Source organism: Pedococcus soli (genome assembly GCF_054782575.1).
This window is the reverse complement of sequence record NZ_BAAGSF010000004.1, coordinates 613,020-631,643: the sequence shown is the minus strand read 5'-3', so window position 1 is coordinate 631,643 and position 18,624 is coordinate 613,020. Positions and strand designations below refer to the sequence as shown.

Here is an 18,624-nt window from a genome sequence, read left to right as displayed (position 1 = left end):
CGACCCCTCCCGCACACCCGTCCAGTCGAGCGGCGCCCGGCCGCGCGGCATACGGTGGAAGGCATGCGCTACACCACACTCGGATCCACCGGCACCGTCGTCTCCACCCAGTGCCTCGGCACGATGACCTTCGGGGCGGAGGCCGACGAAGCCACCTCCGGCGACATCATCACGGCCTACGTCGAGGCGGGCGGCACGTTCCTCGACACGGCCGACGTCTACTCGGCAGGCGTCTCGGAGGAGATCATCGGCCGCTGGCTCAAGGCCCACCCCGACGACGCCAAGAACCTGGTCATCACCACCAAGGGAAGGTTCCCGATGGGCGAGGGGCGCAACGACCTCGGCCTCTCCCGTCGGCACCTGCGCGAGGCCCTCGACGCCTCGCTGACGCGCCTCGACGTCGACCACATCGACCTCTACCAGATGCACGCCTGGGACGCGGTGACCCCGCTCGAGGAGACGCTGCGCTTCCTCGACGACGCGATCAGTGCCGGCAAGATCTCCTACTACGGCTTCTCCAACTACCTCGGCTACCAGGTGACCAAGGCGGTGCACACCGCCCGCGAGCACGGGTGGACGCCGCCGGTGACGCTGCAGCCGCAGTACAACCTGCTGGTCCGCGACATCGAGCACGAGATCGTCCCGGCCTGCCTCGACGGTGGCCTCGGGATGCTGCCGTGGTCGCCGCTGGCCGGGGGCTGGCTGACCGGCAAGTACCAGCGCGACACCACGCCGACGGGCGAGTCCCGCCTCGGCGAGGACCCGGAGCGCGGCATGGAGGCGTGGGGCCCGCGCAACAAGCAGGAGCGGACCTGGGCGGTCATCGACGCCGTCGGCGAGGTCGCTGAGGAGGCCGGCGCGACGTCGGCGCAGGTCGCCCTCGCCTGGGTCGCCGCCCAGCCGGCCGTCACCTCGGTCATCCTCGGCGCGCGCAACGTCACCCAGCTCGCCGACAACCTCGCGGCTGCCGACCTGGACCTGACCGCGGAGCAGCTCGACCGGCTCTCCGAGGTCAGTGCCCCCCAGATGGACGACTACCCCTACGGCACCGCCGGCATCGGCCAGCGCCACCGCTCGATCAGCTGAAGCCGTGGCGGGAGAGGGCGGGGATGAGCTCCCGCTCCTCGTAGGACAGGTGTGACAGCAGGGTGGCGCCGAGGAGGTCCACGGCGTCGCGCACGACCGATGTGCCCTTCTCGCCCGAGACCATCTGGACGAGTGCGTGGTCGACCTGCTCGAGGACGTCGTGGATGACGTGGTGCTCCGCCTCGAGCCGGTCGATCACCGGGGCCAGCTGGGGGTCGCTGTGCCGCAGGTGCGGGAAGACCGAGCGGTCCTCGAGCGTGTGGTGACCGGTGACGACGCGGCAGTACGACGCGCAGTAGGCACCCAGCGTCCAGTTGTTCTGGCGCATCGTCAGCTCGTTGATGATGTTGCGCGCCCGCCCGGCGTCGGTCTCGCCGGCGGCGACCTGCTCGACGACGTCGCGGAGGCGTTCGAGCTCGCCGCGCAGGTGGTCGTGGACGTCCACGAGGTGCTGCCCGGTCGCCTGCTGGGTGGCGGTGAAGCGCTCGTCCGGGTCGACCGGCGCGCTGGGTCGGGTCGACTCGTCCCACACGTCGGCCGGCACGTCGGTGCGCGGGGCCTGCGTGGCCCGGACCTCGAGCGTCTCCCCTCGGGTCGGTGCCGCCGCCTCGGGTGCCTCCGGCTGGACAGCGGCGCGGGCGCGCTCGGTGTCGACGAGCTCGCGGGTCAGCGGAGCCACCTCGGCGGCGAACCGCTCGACGTCGTCGAGGCTGCTCACGGCGAGGATGTAGGTGCTCATTCCCTGGTCGAGGGTGATCTCGGCGAGCTGCTCGGCCCAGTCCCGCGGCTGGCCCTCGAGCAGGCCGCCGCCGGACCCGAACCGGCCGTGGATGTTGTAGAAGCGACGGATGTCCACGGGCGACCGGCCCGCCTTCTCCGCTGCCTCGTCGATGGTGGCGTTCATCGCCGAGAGGGTCTCCGGCGCGGCATACCCCATGCTCGGGAGCCAGCCGTCGGCGAGGCGACCGGTGACGCGGAGCATCCGCGGCTTGTACGCGCCGACCCAGATCCCCACGTCGTGCGCCGGGACCGGGCCCGCGTGCAGGCCCCTGACCGGGTAGTGGTCGCCGTCGAGGGTGACCGAGCCCCGGCCCGACCAGAGGGCACGGATCACCGCGATCGCCTCCTCGAGGGCCTCGACCGCCTCGCCGGGGGTCCGGAGGGGGCCGCCGGCGGCGACGATCGCGTCCCAGAACGCCCCGGTCCCCAGACCCAGCTCGGCCCGCCCGCCGCTGAGCTGGTCGAGCGTCGCGACGCTGCGCGCGAGGACGACAGGTGGGCGCAGCGGCAGGTTCGCGACGTTCGGGGCGACCCGGACCGAGGTGGTGCGGGCGGCGATCACCGACAGCAGGGTCCAGGCGTCCAGGTGCTTGGCCTGGTACGGATGGTCCTGGATCGTCACGAGGTCCAGGCCCCCGACGTCGGCGGCCTCCGCCATCGCGAGGGTCTCGTGGAGGCGGTCGGCGTCCGGGCTCGGGAAGATGCCGAACTCCAGCTCGTGTCCGTAGTCGGTCATCGTCGTCCTCTCACGCGGGTGGATCAGGCCGATCGGCGGGTGCTCGCCTCACCGTAGGCGGTGGGGCGTTCGTGGTCGCCGAGGATGCTGGCCAGGGCCAGGTGGCGGCGGGCGTCGTCGTGGCGGCGCTGACGCTGCAGGGTGCGGCCGAGCAGGAGGTGCAGGTAGCCGTCGTCCGGCGCCTGCTCGACCAGCTCGCGCAGGACGGCCTCGGCCCGGCCGAGCTGGGCGGAGCCGAAGTAGGCGCGGGCCAGCTCGGTGCGCAGGGCCGTGGTGCCGTGGCCCATGTCCTCGCGGGTGGCCTCCTCGACGAGCTCGGCGTAGGCCGTGGCCGCCGCCGCGTGGTCACCGCGGTCGGCGAGCCCTTCGGCGAGGGCCAGACGGAGGCCGAACGGCGTCGTCATCGTGGTCATGCCACCACAACATCGTTTCGATTTCAACTATTCCGGTGGGTGTCCTGGCCGAGTTTGAAGCGGTGGCACAGCCCTGGCGTCGCTGCTGCTTCAAACTCGCGGACGAGGGTCCGGCCGGCGCGGCGGCGGGTATGGCGCCGCCCCCAGGCCCGCGGACGAGGGTCCGGCGGTCAGTCGCGGCGGGAGGTGAGCTCTCGCCGGACGTGCTCCACGACGCCGTCCGCCGCGGCCGTGACCTCGGCGTAGGTCTGGTCGAAGGCGCTGTCGTCGCCGTACCAGGGGTCGTCCATGTCGAGGTCGTCGGCCTCGGCGGAGACGGGGTCGAAGGACCGGAACATCCGCACCTTGGCCCGCTGCTCGTCGGTGCGGGCGAGCTTGGTCAGCTCGCGGTGGTGGCCGGCATCGGCGGCCAGGACGAGGTCGACCTCGTCGAACCACGACCGCTCGAACCTGCGGGCCACGTGGTCGCTGCCGCCGAGGTCGTCGTGGCCGTTGCGGGCGAGGACCGCCAGCGTGCGTGGGTCGGCCGGGTTGCCGACCTCCCACGAGTGCGTCCCGGCGGAGTCGACGACCACCTCGTCCTCGAGCCCGGCGTCGGCGAACCGCTCGCGCAGCAGGAACTCGCCCATGGGGGACCGGCAGATGTTGCCGGTGCAGACGACGGTGACGCGGTAGGGCCGGTTGGTGCTCATGCGGCCATTCAACCCTGCCGCGGTTCAGCCCAGTGCGACGGCCAGCAGCGCCACGGGCGTGGCGAGCACCAGCGCGGCGAACGCGAGCATCGCCATTCGAAGGGCGGGGGTGGCGTCGGGTTCGGTGAGCAGCAGCATGCGGTCGCGGGTGGCCGACGACGCCCCGGCAGACCTGTCGGCAGCGCCCCCGTCGCCGGCGCTCCCGCCCATGGCACCGCCGTCGGCAGCGACTCCGTCGGTCGTGCCGCGGTCGGTGGCGCCCAGCGCCGTGTCCGGGTGCGCGCCCCCGGCCAGGGACACGAGGGCGCGGGCGAGCGGAACCGGTCCGGCGACCTTGCGGGCGGCCCGGTCGGCCAGCACCTCGACGAGCAACCGGACCTCGCGCAGCGCCTCGACCGCCCGCAGCCGCGACGGCACCGCCTCGTGCAGCACCGCGAAGAACTCCAGCACCAGGTCGTGCCTCGCCCGCAGGTGCGCCCGTTCGTGCGCGAGGACCGCGGCGAGCTCGTCGGCGGGCAGGGCCAGCAGGGTGCCCTCGGTGAGGACCACCCGTCGTCGCCGCCCGGGCAGGCAGTATGCCGTCGGCGTGGGGTGCGCGAGGACGCGCACCTCGCCCCCGGCCAGGCCCGCGGTGCGGCTGTCATGGGTCCCGAGCGCGTCGACCAGCTCGCCGTGGCGACAGCGCTCGCTGCGCAGCCGGGTGCCGACCCGGTGACCGGACCACAGCACGCGGGCGAGCATGCCGCCGCTGAACAGGAGGGCGACGACCGTGGCCCACCCCGGCAGCGTGGTGCTCGCGACCGCCGCCGGCGCCACGGCGAGGGCGGCCACGACCCCGGCCAGCGACACGCACTGCCACACGACCAGCGCCTCGAACGGTGCCCGCCTGAACCGCGTCAGCCCGGCCATGACCCGCGGACCCGGCCCGGCCAACGACCCGGCGGCCACGGCCAGCGCGACGGTGGCGGCCGGAGCGGCGGAGGCGAGCTCCCCGGTCAGGGCCGCGGGCCCTCGGAGTGCCGCTGCTCCACCTCGGCGAGGGCCGCCTTGAGGTCGGCGATCTCCTCTGCCGTGGCATCCCCGAGGAAGTGCAGCATCGCGGTCCGTCGGTCGGGGGCCGCCATGCCGCTCAGCTGGGCCCGCATCGAGGTGGCGGTGAGCTCCTCGCGGGAGTCGGCCGCGGCATACAGGTAGGCCCGTCCGCTGCGCTCCTGCGTGAGGAGCCCGCTCTCGGCAAGGCGCCCCATGACGGTCATGACCGTCGTGTAGGCGAGGTCGCGGCTGCGGCTCAGCTCGTCGTGCACCTCGCGGACCGAGAGGGGGGCGCGACCGTCGGCCCCGGCCGCCCAGACGGCGTCCATCACCGCGCGCTCGAGCTCGCCGAGCTTGTTGATCGCCTTGTGCGGCATCGTCATCCCACCTGTCTGACGAGCCCGACCTCCGGGCTCGTCAGGTCCATGATGCCGTCCGCGTCCGTGAGCCCCTCGGGCCGGTGGCTGACGACGACCACGGTGCGCCCGCCGCGGGACCGGACGAGGTCCCGCAGGACCGCGACGGCGGTGGGGTGGTCGAGGTGGGCGACGGGCTCGTCGAGCAGCACCACGGGTCGGCCGGACAGCAGCGCGCGGGCGATGGACAGCCGGGCGCGCTCGCCGCCGCTGACGCCCTGTCCGCCGCTGCCCAGGACCGTGTCGAGACCGTTCGGGAGCGACGCGAACCACTCGCCCAGCCCGGCGTCGTCGAGCGCCTGCCCGACGGCCCGGTCGTCAGCGCCGGGCCTGGCGAGCCGCAGGTTCTCGCGCAGGGTCGTCGCGAACACGTGCGGCTCGTCGTCGACCACGGCGACGAGGTCGCGGACCGTGGCGGCAGGCAGGTCACGGACGTCGACCCCGTCCACGAGGTACCGCCCGTCCGACGGGTCGAGCTGTCGCGCGAGGACGGCGAGGAGGGTCGACTTGCCGCAACCGCTCGGCCCGACGACGGCCTGCACGGTCCCGGCCGGCAGGTCGAGGTCGGTCGTGGGCAGGTGGGTGCGGGTGCCGTCCCACGTCGCGCTGACCCCGCGCAGCTCGAGGTGGGGCGTGCCGCCCGGCCCCCGCGGGCGCACCCGACCGGACAGGGGCTGCGGGTGGTCGACGACGGCGGGTTCCGCGTCGAGCAGGGAGTCCAGACGGGTGGCGCTCGCCTGCGCGCGGGCCCACGAGCGGGCGACGTCCGGCAGGGAGCCGAACACCTCGGCCAGGGCGAACGGCGCCAGCACCAGGAGGGCCGTCACGGGGTCGGAGTGCCCACCGCGACGGGCGACGACGGCGCACGCGACCGTGGCCAGCGCGGTCGCGAGCGGGAGGGCGGCCGCGGCGAGGGCGCGGCCGACGGCCTGGCGTCGCGTGCTCGCCGCGACTGCTGCGTGGGCCTCGTCGACCCGGGCCAGCGCAGCGGCCGTGGCCCCGATGGCCTGCAGCTCGTCGACCTGCGAGGCCACCAGCTCGGTCACCCGGGTCAGCTCCTCCCGGGCCGTGCCGAGCTCGACCTGGCTTCGTGCCTCCACCCGCCAGGCGACCACGGTGACCGCCGCCACGGTGGCGAGGAGGGCAGCGACGACGATGCCGGCCGCGGGTTCGACGAGGGTGCACAGCACCAGGGCACCGGCGCCGGTCAGGGTCACCGCGAGCACGGGCACCGTCACCCGGACCTGCGCCTCGACCCGGTCGGTGACGTCGTCGACGACGCCGCGCAGCACCGCTGCCCGACCCCGGCGGGGCAGGCGGGCGGGAGTCAGCGGCACCAGCGCGGCATACACGTCGGTGCGCGCCCGGGCCAGGTCGTCGAGGGCGGCGTCGTGCGAACGCAGCCGCTCGCGGTACCGCAGCACCGGCCTCGCCATCCCGAACATCCGGACGGCCACGATCGCGGTGAGCAGGGTGAGGATGACGGGGCGCTCGCTGGCGCGGACGATGAGCCAGCCGGAGGTCGCGGTGAGCGCCACCCCCGACCCGAGTGCGCCGGCGCCGATGACCCCGGCGAGGACGACGCGGGGCGAGGCCAGGCGCCGGCCGACCCGGGGGCTGCTCATGCGGTCACCCCGACCGGCTGCAGGTGCACGTGCTGGTCGGCGAGGGCGACGAGCTCGGGGCGGTGGGTGACGACGATGACGCAGCGGCGTTCGGCGAGGGTGGCGATGACCTCGTGGGTCAGGGCGGCGGTGACCTCGTCGAGGTGGGCGGTGGGTTCGTCGAGGAGCACGACGGTGGCCCGGCTGAGGGTGGCGCGCGCGAGGACGAGGCGGGCCCGCTGCCCGGCCGACAGCCCGCGACCGTCGTCGCCGAGCGGGGTGTCGAGACCTGCGGGCAGGGCGGCGACGGGGCCCTCGAGGCCCACCTCCCGCAGCGCCGCCCACAACGACTCGCCCGGCGTGCTGGAGTCGCCTCCGAGGGTGAGGTTGCTGCGGATGCTCTCGGTCGTGAGGAACGGGCGTTGCGTCACGAGGTGCGTCGCCGGCGCCGTCACCGTCCCCCGGGAGGGTGTCCGCAGGCCGGCCACCAGCGCGAGCAGGGTCGACTTGCCGACGCCCGACGGTCCCGTGACGACGGTGAGGCCGACGCCGGCGGCGAGGTCGAGGTCGTCCAGGACCGGGTGCATGGCTCCGGGGTGGGTGTACCCGAGCCCGTGCACCTCGACCCGGGCCGCCGTGGGCACCGTGTGGACGAGGACGCCGTGGTCCTGTCGTTCCTGCGCCCCGTCGCCGAGCCTGGCCGTGACCTCGGCCAGGGCGGCGGCACCGTCGGCGGCGCTGTGGAACTCCGCGCCCACCCGTCGCACCGGCCAGTAGGCCTCGGGCGCCAGCAGGATCGCGACCAGGGCCGTCCCGAGCTCCAGGCCGCCGTGCGACAGCCGCAGCCCCACGATGACGGCGACGATCGCGACACAGATCGTCGCGAGCAGCTCGAGCGCTGCCGAGCTCAGGAAGGCCAGCCGCAGGGTGGCCATGGTGGTCCGGCGGTGCCGCTGGCTGACCTCGCCGATGACGGCGGTCTGTCGCTCGGCCCGACCGTAGGCCGCCAGCGTCGGCAGCCCGCGCACCACGTCGAGGAAGTGCCCGGACAAGGAGGCCAGTGCCTTCCAGCGCTGCTGGGTCGCGTCGCGGGTCGTGGCCCCGATCAGGGCGGCGAACACCGGGAGCAGCGGCAGGGTGAGCACGACCACGAGGGCGCTGCGCCAGTCGACGACCGCGAGGACCACGACGGCCAGCGGCGGGACGACGCAGGCGGTGACGAGGGCCGGCAGGAACCGCGCGATGTACGGCTCGATGCTCGTCGCTCCCTGGTCGGCGAGGACCAGGGCGGTCGCCGGGTCGGGGCGCCGCTCGGCGGGGGCGGCGGCCCAGTGGCGAAGGAGGCGGCTGCGGGCCCCGGCGCTGACCGCGGCCCCCGCCGACGCCGCCACGCGTTCGCCGGTGAGCGCGAGCAGCCCGCGGACCACGAACAGTCCGAGCAGGTATGCCGCGGGGGCGCCGAGCGGCATACCCCTCACCGCCGCGACCACGACGGCGGACAGGGCGAAGGCCGTGGCGACGGTCGCGATGCCCTGGGCCACGCCCACGGCGCCGAGGGTGGCGAGCGGGCGTCGGGCCTCGGGCAGCGTGCGCAGGACCTGCGGGTCGAACGGACGCATCAGCGGATGGCCGGGCTGGGCTCGGCGTGGTCGTGCCGGGTGGCGCCCGGGAGGTGCTGCGTGCCGATGCGCTTGCGGAAGATCCAGTACGTCCACGACTGGTAGAGCAGGACGATCGGCGTGAACACCACCGCCACCCACGTCATGATCTTGAGCGTGTAGGGCGTGCTCGAGGCGTTGGCGGTCGTCAGCGACCACGCGGCGTCGAGGGTGCTGGGCATGACGTTCGGGAAGAGCAGGAGGAAGTACGTCGTCACGGCCATCGCGATGGTCACGAAGGTGCCGACGAAGGCCCAGCCCTCGCGGCCCCGCAGGTTGGCCGCCAGGGCGGCGACGAGGGCGCCGGCGGCGACCACGGTCGTCACCCACGAACCGATGTTGCCGTCAGCGGCGCCGAGGATGGCGAGGAGGGCGACGGCGAGGACGGCGGTGACGACGCCGGTGCGGGTGGCGACGCCCCGGGCGTCCTCACGGATCGGGCCGGTGGTCTTCAGGGCCACGAACAACGCGCCGTGGGTGAGGAAGAGGCCGACGGTGACGAGGCCACCGAGCAGCGAGACCGGGTTGAGCAGGGTGAACAGGTTGCCGGTGAACTCCTTGCTCGCGTCGATCGGCAGGCCCCGCACGACGTTGGTCAGGGCGACGCCCCAGAGCAGGGCCGGCACCGCCGAGCCGACGATGATCGCGGCGTCCCAGCGGGCCCGCCACGTGGCGTCATCGCGCTTGCCGCGGTAGTCGAACCCGAGGTTGCGCACGATGAGGGCGACGAGGATGAGCAGCAGGGGGAGGTAGAACGCGCTGAACATGGTGGCGTACCAGTGCGGGAAGGCGGCGAACGTGGCCCCACCCGCCGTCAGCACCCAGACCTCGTTGCCGTCCCACACCGGGCCGATCGTGTTGATCATGACCCGGCGGCGCTTCTCCGTGGTCTCGTCGTCCTCGCCCCGTCCGAGGACGGGGAGCAGCATGCCCACCCCGAAGTCGAAGCCCTCGAGGACGAAGTAGCCGGTCCACAGGACGGCGATGATGATGAACCACACGGTGCTGAGTTCCATTGCGGTGCAATCCTTTTCAGTCAGTCAGTCAGTCAGTCAGTCAGCGACGGCGGTCAGTAGGCGAAGGCGAGGGGGGCGTCCTCGTCCTGGTCGGCGGCGACCACGGGGTCCTCGAACGGCGGCGCCCCGGCGCGCAGGTAGGTGAGGAAGAGCTTCACCTCGATGACCGCGAGCACGCCGTAGAGCAGGGTGTAGACGACCATCGACGTGACCACCTCGCCGGCCGAGACCGACGGTGAGACCCCGGTGCTGGTCGACATCACGCCGAACACCAGCCACGGCTGGCGACCGGCCTCGGTGAAGATCCAGCCGAAGCTGTTGCCGAAGATGGGCAACAGCGGTGTCGCGATGACGACCCAGTGCCACCAGCGCGCTCGGGGAACGCGACCGCCGCGCGTCGTCCAGAGGACCGCGAGGGCGATGAGGCAGGCAGCCATGCCGACGCCGATCATCAGCCGGAAGCTCCAGTAGGACAACGGGATGTTGGGCGTGTAGGTCGCGTCCGCGGTGAGCGGGTTGCCGGTGCCGTACTTCTGCGCGTACTCCGCCTTGAGCTCGTTGATGCCCTGGACGCTGCCGTCGAAGTGCCCCGTCGCCAGGAAGCTCAGCAGCCCGGGGACGGTGACCGCGAACTTCTCCTCGCTGCCGTCGAGCGAGCCGATCGTCAGCAGCGAGAAGGGGGCGTTGCCGTCGGAGCTGTCGTACAGCGCCTCTGCCGCAGCCATCTTCATCGGCTGGACGTCGGTCATGATCTTGCCCTGGATGTCGCCGGTCACGGCGAGGGCGAGACCCGCGACGAGGGTGACGACGGCTCCCAGGCGGGTCGCGCGCCGGTACATCCCCTCGTCCGTGCCCACGTCGACCCGACGCAGGTGCCACAGCGCGACGGCCATGACGACCGCGCCCCCGACGAGGTAGGCCGCCGCGACGACGTGGGGGAACGTCACGAGCTGCACCTTGTTGGTGAGGACCGCGCCGAAGTCGGTCAGCTCGGCCCGCTTGGTCACCGGGTTGAGGCGGTAGCCGACGGGGTTCTGCATGAACGAGTTGGCGCTGAGGATGAAGTACGCCGACAGCAGCGTGCCCACGTGCACGATCCACATGCAGGCTGCGTGCAGCTTCTCGGGGATGCGGCCCCAGCCGAAGATCCACAGCCCGAGGAAGGTCGACTCGAGGAAGAACGCGAGGAGCGCCTCGATCGCCAGCGGTGCGCCGAAGATGTCTCCGACGAACCGGCTGTAGTCCGACCAGTTCATGCCGAACTGGAACTCCTGCACGATGCCCGTGACGAGCCCGAGCGCGAAGTTGATCGTGAAGAGCTTGCCGAAGAACTTGGCGAGCCGCAGGTCGTCCGGCCGGCGGCGCCGTACCCACGAGGAGTGGTACCAGGCCACGAGGGCGGACAGGCCGATCGTCACCGGCACGAACAGGAAGTGGTAGACGGTGGTGATGGCGAACTGCCACCTGGCCAGGTCGAGGTTGTCCATCGTTGCTCCGGGGTTCTCTGCACGACTGCGGGGCACTACTACGGTTCGTAGTACATACTACGCCGCGTCGTAGACCTGGTGACAGGGGCGAAGGTCCCGACCACCCGTGACTCGCGTCTCACCGCCCGCTCCGGCTGGTTAGGGTCCTGCGTATGCCGCGTCCGCTCGTCCTCGTGCCCGCTCGCTGGGCGGGGCAGATCGAGGGACGCTCGCGCCCGGGCGTCTTCGCCCCGCGGTCCCTGGTGGACGCCATCGTCCGCGCCGGCGGGGAGCCGGTGCTCGCCTGGCCCGAGTCCGTCGAGCGGGCGAGGGACCTCGTGGCCCACGCCGGCGCCGTGGTGCTCCAGGGAGGTGAGGACCTCGACCTCCGACCGTTCGGTGTCCCGGACGTGCACCCGCGCGAGACGCACCCACCGGCCGAGCAGGACGCCGCGGACGTGGCCGTGACGCGTGCCGCCGTCCAGGCAGGGCTGCCCGTGCTGGCCATCTGCCGCGGGATGCAGGTGCTCAACGTCGTCCTCGGCGGGACGATCCACCAGCACCTCGAGGAGACCTCGGTCGCCCACGCCGACAACTCCCACGCCGTGGACGTCGTTCCGGGGACCCTCCTCGAACGCGTCCTGGTCCGCGACGGTGGTGGGCTCCGGCGTGACGGCTGGTCCAACCACCACCAGGCCTGCGACCGGCTGGCCGACGGCTACCTGCTGTCAGCCACCACCCCCGACGGCTGCGTCGAGGCGATGGAGTCGTCCGACGGTCGCGTCATCGCCGTGCAGTGGCACCCCGAGGTGGACGCTGCCACCGTGCCGCACCAGCAGGCGCTGTTCGACTGGGTCGTCGAGGCCGCTCAGTCCGGGTAGCCGACCGGGTTCTCGCGCTGCCAGCGCCACTGGTCGGCGCACATGTCCTCGATCGTGCGGGTGGCCTTCCAGCCCAGCTCGGCCTCGGCCCGGCTGGGGTCGGCATACGACGCGGCGATGTCGCCGGCGCGGCGCCCCACGACCTCGTGCGGCAGCTCGTGGCCGCAGGCCTTCTCGAACGCGTGCAGCACCTCGAGGACGCTGGTCCCGTGCCCGGTGCCGAGGTTCCACGTGGAGACGACCTCGTCGGTGGTGCCGAGCCTGGTCAGGGCGGCGAGGTGGCCGGCGGCGAGGTCCTCGACGTGGATGTAGTCCCGCAGGGCGGTGCCGTCGGGCGTCGGGTAGTCGTCGCCGAAGACGCTCAGCTTCTCGCGCGTGCCGACCGCGACCTGCGCGATGAACGGCATGAGGTTGTTGGGGATCCCCTGCGGGTCCTCGCCGATGGTGCCCGAGGCGTGGGCCCCGACCGGGTTGAAGTAGCGCAGCAGCGCGATCCGCCAGCGCTCGTCGGTGCGTGCGACGTCACGCAGCACTTGCTCGATCATCACCTTGGTCCAGCCGTACGGGTTGGTGGCCGAGGTCGGGAACTCCTCCTTCATCGGGACCGGGGCGTTCTCGCCGTACACGGTCGCGGAGGAGGAGAAGACGAGCCGGAAGCAGCCGTGGCGCTGCATCGCCCGCACCAGGGCGAAGGTGGAGTCGAGGTTGTTCTGGTAGTACTCCAGGGGCACCTCGACGCTCTCGCCGACGGCCTTGAGCCCGGCGAAGTGGATGACCGCGTCGAACTTCCGCTCGGCGAACAGGTTCTCGGTCTTGTCGCGGTCGGTCAGGTCGAACGCGTGCACCTCGAGCGGCCCACCGATCAGGGCCTCGAGCCGCGGCACCACCGTCGGCTTGGAGTTGGCGAAGCTGTCGATGACGACGACCTCGTGCCCGGCCGCCACGAGCTGGACGACGGTGTGGGATCCGATGTAGCCGGCACCGCCGGTGACCAAGACGCGCATGACCTCACCGTATTGCGTGCCGTCGGCTCCCAGCCACGGGTACCCGAGGGGTGGGCCGGGAGCCGGCGGCACGGACCGGCTCAGCGGCCGTGGTGCCCGCTGGGCCTGGCGCGCTCGATCTCGGTGCGCAGGGCCGGCATGCCGTCCTCCGGGGTGCCGTCGGTGCCGGGGTCGATGCCACCGGCCGCGATCGCGTCGAGGACCTTCATGCCCTTCTCGGTGACGTGGCCGAAGACCGTGTAGTCGGGGCGCAGCCGCGAGTCCCGGTAGACGAGGAAGAACTGGCTGCCGTTGGTGTCGGGCCCGGCGTTCGCCATGGCCAGGGTGCCGCGCGGGTAGACCTTGCGGCTGCCGTCGGGGAATCCGGGCCAGTTCTGCAGGGCCTTGGCGGAGTCGAGCTCGTCCTTGAAGGAGTAGCCGGGGTCTCCGTACCCCGTGCCGAGCGGGTCGCCGCACTGCAGGACCGACAGGGCCGCCGGCGGGGTCGTGTACGAGGTGAGGCGGTGGCAGATGGTGTCGTCGAAGTACTTGGCGCGTGTGAGGAACGCGAAGCTCTGCACGGTGCAGGGTGCCGCCGCGCGGTCGAGCACCAGCGGGATGTCGCCATGGTTCGTCTTCAGCGTGACGCCCAGGCTGCCCCGGTCCGGCGTGTGCCGCGGGTCCTTGGGCAGCCCCACGAACGTGGAGTAGGTGGTGTCCTCCATCGGCGTGTACGCGCACGGACCCTTGGTGGGCTGCGTCGGTACGGCCGGGGGTCTGCCGTGGTGGTCGGTGCCGGCGGTCGCCGACGTGGTCGGCGCGAGGGCGACGGCTGCGGTGACTGCCGCGACGGCGGCGAGGCTTCTCAGTGGGCGCATGGTTCCTCCGGTGGTCGGGGGTCGACACGGTCGGTGCCGACCTCCTCGGACCCTAGGGACAAAACGGACGCCACGCTCGGCGAGATCCAGCGCCCGCGAGCTACCGGGGCGGGAGGCTGCGCGACCGGCCACGGAACTCTGCGACGACCGCCCCGTCGGCCTCCCGCGTGACGGTGACGTCGGTGAGACCGCTTCGGCCGAACGTCCGGCGCTGGTGGGCCTCCGCGACCAGGACGTCGCCGAGCCGCCCGGCGGCCACGAACGTGATGTCGGCCCCGGCGGCCACGGTCAGCGTGCCACCGCTGTTGCAGGCCAGCGCGAAGGCCGAGTCGGCCAGGGTGAAGACGAACCCGCCGTGCGCGATCGCGTGGCCGTTGACCATGGCCGGGGTCACCTCCATGCGGACCACGGCGTGGTCGAGCTCGATGACCAGCGCCTCCATGCCGAGTCCCCGCGAGGCCTCGTCGTCCGCCCACATCCGCTGCACGTGCCCCAGGTCCTTCTCGGCCGCCTCGTCGCTCACCCGCCCATCATGACCGGTCGGCGCGAGCAGCGCCCGCGCCTACGATGACGCCATGACCCAGGCAACGGCGCCCACGCAGCCCACCGAGCCCCACGAAGGCCCCGGCGGCACCCCCCACCCCCTCGTCGCGAAGCACGCGGACGTCCTCGAGCAGGCCACCGCCGCGCTCGCCGCCCGTTCGTACTTCTCCCGCTACCCCGAGTCCCCCTCGCCGCGCGTCTACGGTGAGTCGGCCGCGGCCGACGGCCAGGCGGCATACGAGTCGTTGCTGGACAAGGCGTTCGGCGCCCTCGGTGCCGTGGCCACGGACGGGTCGTGGGTCGGCGAGGAGACCTCGCCGTACGGCCCGGCGCTGGGGATCACCTACCCCCACCTCGACCTCGACGCCGCCATCGCCGCGGCGCAGGAGGCCCTCCCGGTATGGCGCGACGCCGGCGCCCGAACGCGTGCGGCCGTCTGCGTCGAGGTGATCGAGGGCATCAACCGCCGGTCGTTCGAGATCGCCCACTCGGTGATGCACACGACGGGACAGCCGTTCGTCATGGCGTTCCAGGCGGCCGGTCCGCACGCGCAGGACCGTGCCCTCGAGGCCGTCGTCGCGGGACTCGTCGAGCAGGAGCGCGTGCCCGCGTCCGTCGTCTGGGAGAAGCCCGGCAAGGACCGCCAGGGGAACCCTGCTCCACTGCGGATGCAGAAGGACTACCGGATCGTGCCGCGGGGCCTGGCGCTCGTCATCGGGTGCAACACCTTCCCGACGTGGAACGCCTACCCGGGGATCTTCGCCTCGCTCGTCACCGGCAACCCCGTGATCATCAAGCCGCACCCCCACGCGATCCTGCCGCTGGCGATCTCGGTCGCCGTGGCCCGCGAGGTGCTGGCTGCCGCCGGGTTCAGCCCCGACCTCGTCCAGCTCGCCCCGGAGGCCGAGGGTGAGGGCCTCGCGAAGGTGCTCGCCGAGCGCGACGAGGTGCGGATCATCGACTACACCGGCGGCCCGTCGTTCGGGACCTGGCTCGAGGAGGCCGGCGCGGCGAGCGGCAAGCTCGTCTACACCGAGAAGGCCGGGGTGAACTCGATCGTCGTCGACTCGACCGACGACCTGCGCGGTGTCCTCGGCAACCTGGCGTTCTCGCTCACGCTCTACTCCGGCCAGATGTGCACGACCCCGCAGAACCTCTACGTGCCGCGCGACGGCATCAGCACCGACGAGGGACCGGTGTCGTTCGCGGAGTTCGGTGAGAAGCTCGCGGCCGCGGTCGGGAGGCTGACCGGCGACGACGCCAAGGCGGTCGAGCTGCTCGGGGCCACCGTCAACGACGGCGTCCGCGAGAACGCGGGCGGTCTGGCCGACCTCGCAGCGGAGGCCGGCGGCACGGTGGTGCTGGACTCCCGAGCCGTCACCCACCCGACCTGGCCCGACGCCGTGGTCCGCGCCCCGGGGCTGGTCAGCCTCGACGCGAGCCGCGAGGACGTCTACACCCAGGAGTGCTTCGGGCCGGTCACGTTCCTCATCGCGACCTCGGGCACCGACCAGTCGCTGGCGCAGTTCCGCGACACCGTGCGCGAGCACGGTGCCATGACGGCTGCGGTCTACTCGACCGACGAGGCCGTCCTCGAGGCGGCCCGGGACGCTGCCGCCGACGCCGGGGTCGCCCTCTCGGAGAACCTCACCGGCCAGGTCTTCGTCAACCAGACGGCGGCCTTCTCCGACTTCCACGGCACCGGCGCCAACCCGGCGGCGAACGCGGCCTACACGGACGCCGCGTTCGTGGCGAGCCGCTTCCGCGTCGTCACCAGCCGACGGCACGTGGCCTGATCTGGAAGGATCGAGCCATGAACTTCATCATCAAGGTCGCGGTCAACGCGGTCGCCCTCTGGGTGGCGGCGTGGCTGCTCCCCGGCATCTCCTTCGGCGACGGCAAGTTCGGGTCCAAGTTCGCGACCGTGCTGCTCGTGGCGGTCGTGTTCGGCATCGTCAACGCCATCGTCAAGCCCGTCGCGAAGTTCCTGAGCTTCCCGTTCATCATCCTGACGCTGGGGCTGTTCACGTTCATCGTCAACGCCTTCATGCTCCAGCTCACCGAGTGGATCGCCGACCCGCTCGGCCTGAGCTTCACGATCAACGAGTTCTTCTGGGACGCGGTCCTGGGTGCCCTCGTGGTCACGGTCGTCTCGATGGTCCTCAACTGGGTCCTGCCCGACGGCGACGACGACTGACGCCGGCGCCACCACGACGACGAGGCCGCACCCCCTGGAGGGGTGCGGCCTCGTGACGTGTGCGGACCCGCCACCTGCCCCTGCACGGAAGTGGTCTGCGGGTCCCCGACGACATCCGTCCCCCCGGAGGAAGTCGCCGAGGCAAACTCTGACAGGACGATCTCGCCCGTGCCAGCCGACCGCGCTCCTTTTGCGTGAACACGCAACCGCGGGACCGATCGCCCCGTTCAGGCGCGGGCGCGTCCCCTGCGCAGGATGAGGACGGCGTCGACGCGGCTGTTGGCACCGAGCCGCGCGACCAGCTGGGCGATCTCCGACACGACGGTGCGCACGGAGACACCGAGCTCGCGGGCGATGCTGGCGTCCTTGGCCCCGCGGGCCAGCAGGATCGCGGTCTGCACCTGGCGCGGGGTGAACGGTGGGGCCTCCCCCTCGGCCAGGGCGGGGCGCGAGTCCGCCAGCACGAGGTCCCACAGCTCGAGGGCCGGGTCGACCAGGTCCGGTGTCGTCGCCGTGTAGAGGGTCGGGGAGCCGTCGAGCTCGAGCGGGCCGGGCAGCACGACGCAGGAGCGGTCGATGACCCACATCGTGGTGACGGCGTGGCCCACCCGGGCGGTGGGGTCCAGCGAGGTCAGGAGCGGGTTCACGCGGAAGGCCCGTTCGCTGAAGATCGAGATCAGCTCGATCCCACGGTCACGCGACCGCCGGTCCAGCTCTGGTCCCGTGTCCCACGGTTCGAAGGGGATCACGGGCATGAGGCTGCCCATCTGCGTCGTGCAGGAAGCCTCGAGCGCGGCGAAACCGGCGTCGACCTGCTCCAGCCCGGTGCCCATCAAGCGGAAGCCCGGGGTGGGCTGGCCGATGGCGACCTCGATCGCCAGCTCGTTCACCATCGTCGTGAGGCGGGCCGCCCGCCGAGCCAGGTCGAGCCGGAGGTCGTCCTCCGCGTCGCCCGTTGCCACCGTCCTCGACCCCCGATCGTGTCCTCGTCGCGGCCCCCGCCGCGACCGAATGATCACACAGGTCGGGCCCGTCCGCGCGCAGTGAACCACCCTTCGGCGACGCGACTCGCCGTCACCCGGTCCGGGACGCCGCCTACAGTGGAGGCCATGAGCGACACCGCCCGTGACACCGACGTCCAGCTGCGCAGCGCCCTCGACCAGGTCCCTGCCTACGTCCCCGGGAAGCCCGCGTCGGCCCCCGACGGGGTCGCGGCATACAAGGTGTCGTCGAACGAGAACCCGTTCCCCCCGCTGCCCTCCGTGCTCGAGGTGATCACCAATGCGGCCGGCAACGTCAACCGGTACCCCGACATGGCTGTCACCGACCTCACCGACGCCCTCGCCCAGAGCCTGGGCGTCCCGGCCGAGCACATCGCCACCGGCACGGGCTCGGTCGGCGTCCTCGGCCAGGTGATCGCTGCCACCTGCGACCCGGGCGACGAGGTGGTCCACGCCTGGCGCTCCTTCGAGGCGTACCCGATCGTCACGGCGCTCGCAGGTGCCACGTCCGTCAAGGTCGGGCTCGACGACCACGAGCGGCACCGCCTCGACGCGATGCTCGCCGCGATCACCGACCGCACGAAGGTCGTCATCGTCTGCACGCCCAACAACCCGACCGGTCCGATGGTGACCCACACCGAGCTCGAGCAGTTCCTCGAGCAGGTCCCGTCGAGGGTGCTCGTCGTCATCGACGAGGCGTACGTCGAGTTCGTCACCGGCGCCGACGCGCCGCGCTCCCTGGAGCTCTACCGCGACCGGCCGAACGTCATGGTGCTGCGCACCTTCTCCAAGGCCTACGGCCTCGCCGGGCTCCGCGTCGGGTATGCCGTGGCGCACCCGTCCGTGGCCGGTGCCCTGCGCAAGACCGCGACGCCCTTCGGCGTGAACTCGATCGCCCAGGCGGCGGCGATCGCGTCGCTGCGGGCGTTCGACGAGCTCCAGGAGCGGGTCGACCAGCTCGTCTCCGAGCGGGAGCGGGTGGTCGGCGCCCTGCGCGGCCAGGGCTGGTTCATCGCCGACACCGAGGCGAACTTCGTGTGGTTCGGCCTCGGTACGCGGTCCGGTGACTTCGCCGCCGCCGCCCAGGCCGCAGGGCTGACCCTGCGCCAGTACGGCGACGACGGGGTCCGCGCCACCATCGGCGAGACCGAGGCGAACGACGTCCTCATCCGCGTGGCCGGGGACTTCCTCGCCGACCAGCCCGCCGACTGACACCCAAACACCGGCAAACGGCCCTTCGAC

General features: G+C 72.6%; 18 protein-coding genes. 5 read left to right on the top strand and 13 right to left on the bottom strand.

What is annotated here, in order from left to right; all coding sequences use genetic code 11:
• Positions 1–63: 63 nt before the first annotated feature.
• On the top strand, positions 64–1,086 hold the full coding sequence (locus ACYVKF_RS09015; RefSeq protein WP_460966192.1) for an aldo/keto reductase: 1,023 nt from the start codon (positions 64–66) through the stop codon (positions 1,084–1,086).
• Here ACYVKF_RS09015 and ACYVKF_RS09010 read toward each other — a convergent pair.
• The 9 genes from ACYVKF_RS09010 to ACYVKF_RS08970 all read right to left on the bottom strand — a co-directional run bounded on the left by ACYVKF_RS09010 (position 1,079) and on the right by ACYVKF_RS08970 (position 10,920).
• On the bottom strand, positions 1,079–2,602 hold the full coding sequence (locus tag ACYVKF_RS09010) for an LLM class flavin-dependent oxidoreductase (protein WP_460966191.1): 1,524 nt from the start codon (positions 2,600–2,602) through the stop codon (positions 1,079–1,081). The genes ACYVKF_RS09015 and ACYVKF_RS09010 overlap by 8 nt on opposite strands.
• A gap of 23 nt (positions 2,603–2,625) precedes the next feature.
• Positions 2,626–3,015, bottom strand: coding sequence for a tetratricopeptide repeat protein (locus ACYVKF_RS09005; RefSeq protein WP_460966190.1), 390 nt, complete (start codon positions 3,013–3,015; stop codon positions 2,626–2,628).
• Between the two features lie 170 nt (positions 3,016–3,185).
• Entirely contained in the window at positions 3,186–3,707 is a 522-nt protein-coding gene (locus ACYVKF_RS09000) for a low molecular weight protein-tyrosine-phosphatase (protein ID WP_460966189.1), read from the bottom strand.
• A gap of 24 nt (positions 3,708–3,731) precedes the next feature.
• Positions 3,732–4,655, bottom strand: coding sequence for a M56 family metallopeptidase (locus ACYVKF_RS08995; protein WP_460966188.1), 924 nt, complete (start codon positions 4,653–4,655; stop codon positions 3,732–3,734).
• 47 nt (positions 4,656–4,702) lie between these two features.
• Positions 4,703–5,122 carry a BlaI/MecI/CopY family transcriptional regulator gene (locus ACYVKF_RS08990; RefSeq protein ID WP_369796256.1) on the bottom strand — a complete coding sequence of 140 codons (420 nt, stop codon included), beginning with the start codon at positions 5,120–5,122 and terminating at the stop codon, positions 4,703–4,705.
• Positions 5,119–6,780, bottom strand: coding sequence for a thiol reductant ABC exporter subunit CydC (cydC, locus tag ACYVKF_RS08985; RefSeq protein ID WP_460966187.1), 1,662 nt, complete (start codon positions 6,778–6,780; stop codon positions 5,119–5,121). Before cydC ends, ACYVKF_RS08990 begins: the two co-directional genes overlap by 4 nt.
• The gene (gene cydD, locus ACYVKF_RS08980; RefSeq protein ID WP_460966186.1) at positions 6,777–8,378 is read right to left on the bottom strand and encodes a thiol reductant ABC exporter subunit CydD; all 1,602 of its coding nucleotides are present in this window, start codon (positions 8,376–8,378) and stop codon (positions 6,777–6,779) included. The genes cydC and cydD overlap by 4 nt, the downstream gene beginning before the upstream one ends.
• A complete protein-coding gene (cydB, locus tag ACYVKF_RS08975) occupies positions 8,378–9,433 on the bottom strand; it encodes a cytochrome d ubiquinol oxidase subunit II (protein ID WP_460966185.1) in 1,056 nt (351 codons plus the stop codon). Before cydB ends, cydD begins: the two co-directional genes overlap by 1 nt.
• A 53-nt stretch (positions 9,434–9,486) precedes the next feature.
• Complete coding sequence (locus ACYVKF_RS08970; protein WP_056915969.1) at positions 9,487–10,920, bottom strand: cytochrome ubiquinol oxidase subunit I; 1,434 nt, start codon at positions 10,918–10,920, stop codon at positions 9,487–9,489.
• 152 nt (positions 10,921–11,072) lie between these two features.
• On the opposite strand from ACYVKF_RS08970, the gene ACYVKF_RS08965 reads away from it, so the two are divergent.
• Positions 11,073–11,780, top strand: a complete 708-nt coding sequence (locus ACYVKF_RS08965; RefSeq protein WP_056915968.1) for a gamma-glutamyl-gamma-aminobutyrate hydrolase family protein — start codon at positions 11,073–11,075, stop codon at positions 11,778–11,780.
• Here ACYVKF_RS08965 and galE read toward each other — a convergent pair.
• From galE to paaI, 3 genes are all read right to left on the bottom strand, one after another.
• Positions 11,768–12,784, bottom strand: coding sequence for a UDP-glucose 4-epimerase GalE (gene galE, locus ACYVKF_RS08960; protein ID WP_056915967.1), 1,017 nt, complete (start codon positions 12,782–12,784; stop codon positions 11,768–11,770). The genes ACYVKF_RS08965 and galE overlap by 13 nt on opposite strands.
• A gap of 80 nt (positions 12,785–12,864) precedes the next feature.
• Positions 12,865–13,641, bottom strand: a complete 777-nt coding sequence (locus ACYVKF_RS08955) for a peptidylprolyl isomerase (protein WP_460966184.1) — start codon at positions 13,639–13,641, stop codon at positions 12,865–12,867.
• A gap of 100 nt (positions 13,642–13,741) precedes the next feature.
• Positions 13,742–14,164 carry a hydroxyphenylacetyl-CoA thioesterase PaaI gene (paaI, locus tag ACYVKF_RS08950; RefSeq protein ID WP_460966183.1) on the bottom strand — a complete coding sequence of 141 codons (423 nt, stop codon included), beginning with the start codon at positions 14,162–14,164 and terminating at the stop codon, positions 13,742–13,744.
• Between the two features lie 52 nt (positions 14,165–14,216).
• Between paaI and paaN the strand changes: the two genes are divergently transcribed.
• Together paaN and ACYVKF_RS08940 are read left to right on the top strand one after the other, a co-directional pair.
• Positions 14,217–15,980 carry a phenylacetic acid degradation protein PaaN gene (gene paaN / locus ACYVKF_RS08945; RefSeq protein WP_460966182.1) on the top strand — a complete coding sequence of 588 codons (1,764 nt, stop codon included), beginning with the start codon at positions 14,217–14,219 and terminating at the stop codon, positions 15,978–15,980.
• Between the two features lie 17 nt (positions 15,981–15,997).
• Positions 15,998–16,381, top strand: a complete 384-nt coding sequence (locus ACYVKF_RS08940) for a phage holin family protein (RefSeq protein WP_056920175.1) — start codon at positions 15,998–16,000, stop codon at positions 16,379–16,381.
• A gap of 227 nt (positions 16,382–16,608) precedes the next feature.
• On the opposite strand, the gene ACYVKF_RS08935 is transcribed toward ACYVKF_RS08940, so the two are convergent.
• Complete coding sequence (locus ACYVKF_RS08935; protein ID WP_460966181.1) at positions 16,609–17,343, bottom strand: helix-turn-helix transcriptional regulator; 735 nt, start codon at positions 17,341–17,343, stop codon at positions 16,609–16,611.
• Positions 17,344–17,490: 147 nt separating this feature from the next.
• Here ACYVKF_RS08935 and hisC point away from each other — a divergent pair, with 147 nt between their 5' ends.
• Positions 17,491–18,594: a histidinol-phosphate transaminase gene (hisC, locus tag ACYVKF_RS08930; protein WP_460966180.1), complete on the top strand. Its 1,104-nt coding sequence runs from the start codon at positions 17,491–17,493 to the stop codon at positions 18,592–18,594.
• Positions 18,595–18,624 lie beyond the last annotated feature (30 nt).

Coding starts and splice junctions, on each gene's coding strand:
- ACYVKF_RS08965 (WP_056915968.1), top strand. CDS start 11,073: ATGCCGCGTCCGCTCGTCCTCGTGCCCGCTCGCTGGGCGGGGCAGATC.
- ACYVKF_RS09000 (WP_460966189.1), bottom strand. CDS start 3,707: ATGAGCACCAACCGGCCCTACCGCGTCACCGTCGTCTGCACCGGCAAC.
- ACYVKF_RS08990 (WP_369796256.1), bottom strand. CDS start 5,122: ATGACGATGCCGCACAAGGCGATCAACAAGCTCGGCGAGCTCGAGCGC.
- ACYVKF_RS09015 (WP_460966192.1), top strand. CDS start 64: ATGCGCTACACCACACTCGGATCCACCGGCACCGTCGTCTCCACCCAG.
- ACYVKF_RS08970 (WP_056915969.1), bottom strand. CDS start 10,920: ATGGACAACCTCGACCTGGCCAGGTGGCAGTTCGCCATCACCACCGTC.
- ACYVKF_RS09010 (WP_460966191.1), bottom strand. CDS start 2,602: ATGACCGACTACGGACACGAGCTGGAGTTCGGCATCTTCCCGAGCCCG.
- cydB (WP_460966185.1), bottom strand. CDS start 9,433: ATGGAACTCAGCACCGTGTGGTTCATCATCATCGCCGTCCTGTGGACC.
- paaN (WP_460966182.1), top strand. CDS start 14,217: ATGACCCAGGCAACGGCGCCCACGCAGCCCACCGAGCCCCACGAAGGC.
- cydD (WP_460966186.1), bottom strand. CDS start 8,378: ATGCGTCCGTTCGACCCGCAGGTCCTGCGCACGCTGCCCGAGGCCCGA.
- galE (WP_056915967.1), bottom strand. CDS start 12,784: ATGCGCGTCTTGGTCACCGGCGGTGCCGGCTACATCGGATCCCACACC.
- cydC (WP_460966187.1), bottom strand. CDS start 6,780: ATGAGCAGCCCCCGGGTCGGCCGGCGCCTGGCCTCGCCCCGCGTCGTC.
- ACYVKF_RS08940 (WP_056920175.1), top strand. CDS start 15,998: ATGAACTTCATCATCAAGGTCGCGGTCAACGCGGTCGCCCTCTGGGTG.
- ACYVKF_RS09005 (WP_460966190.1), bottom strand. CDS start 3,015: ATGACCACGATGACGACGCCGTTCGGCCTCCGTCTGGCCCTCGCCGAA.
- hisC (WP_460966180.1), top strand. CDS start 17,491: ATGAGCGACACCGCCCGTGACACCGACGTCCAGCTGCGCAGCGCCCTC.
- ACYVKF_RS08955 (WP_460966184.1), bottom strand. CDS start 13,641: ATGCGCCCACTGAGAAGCCTCGCCGCCGTCGCGGCAGTCACCGCAGCC.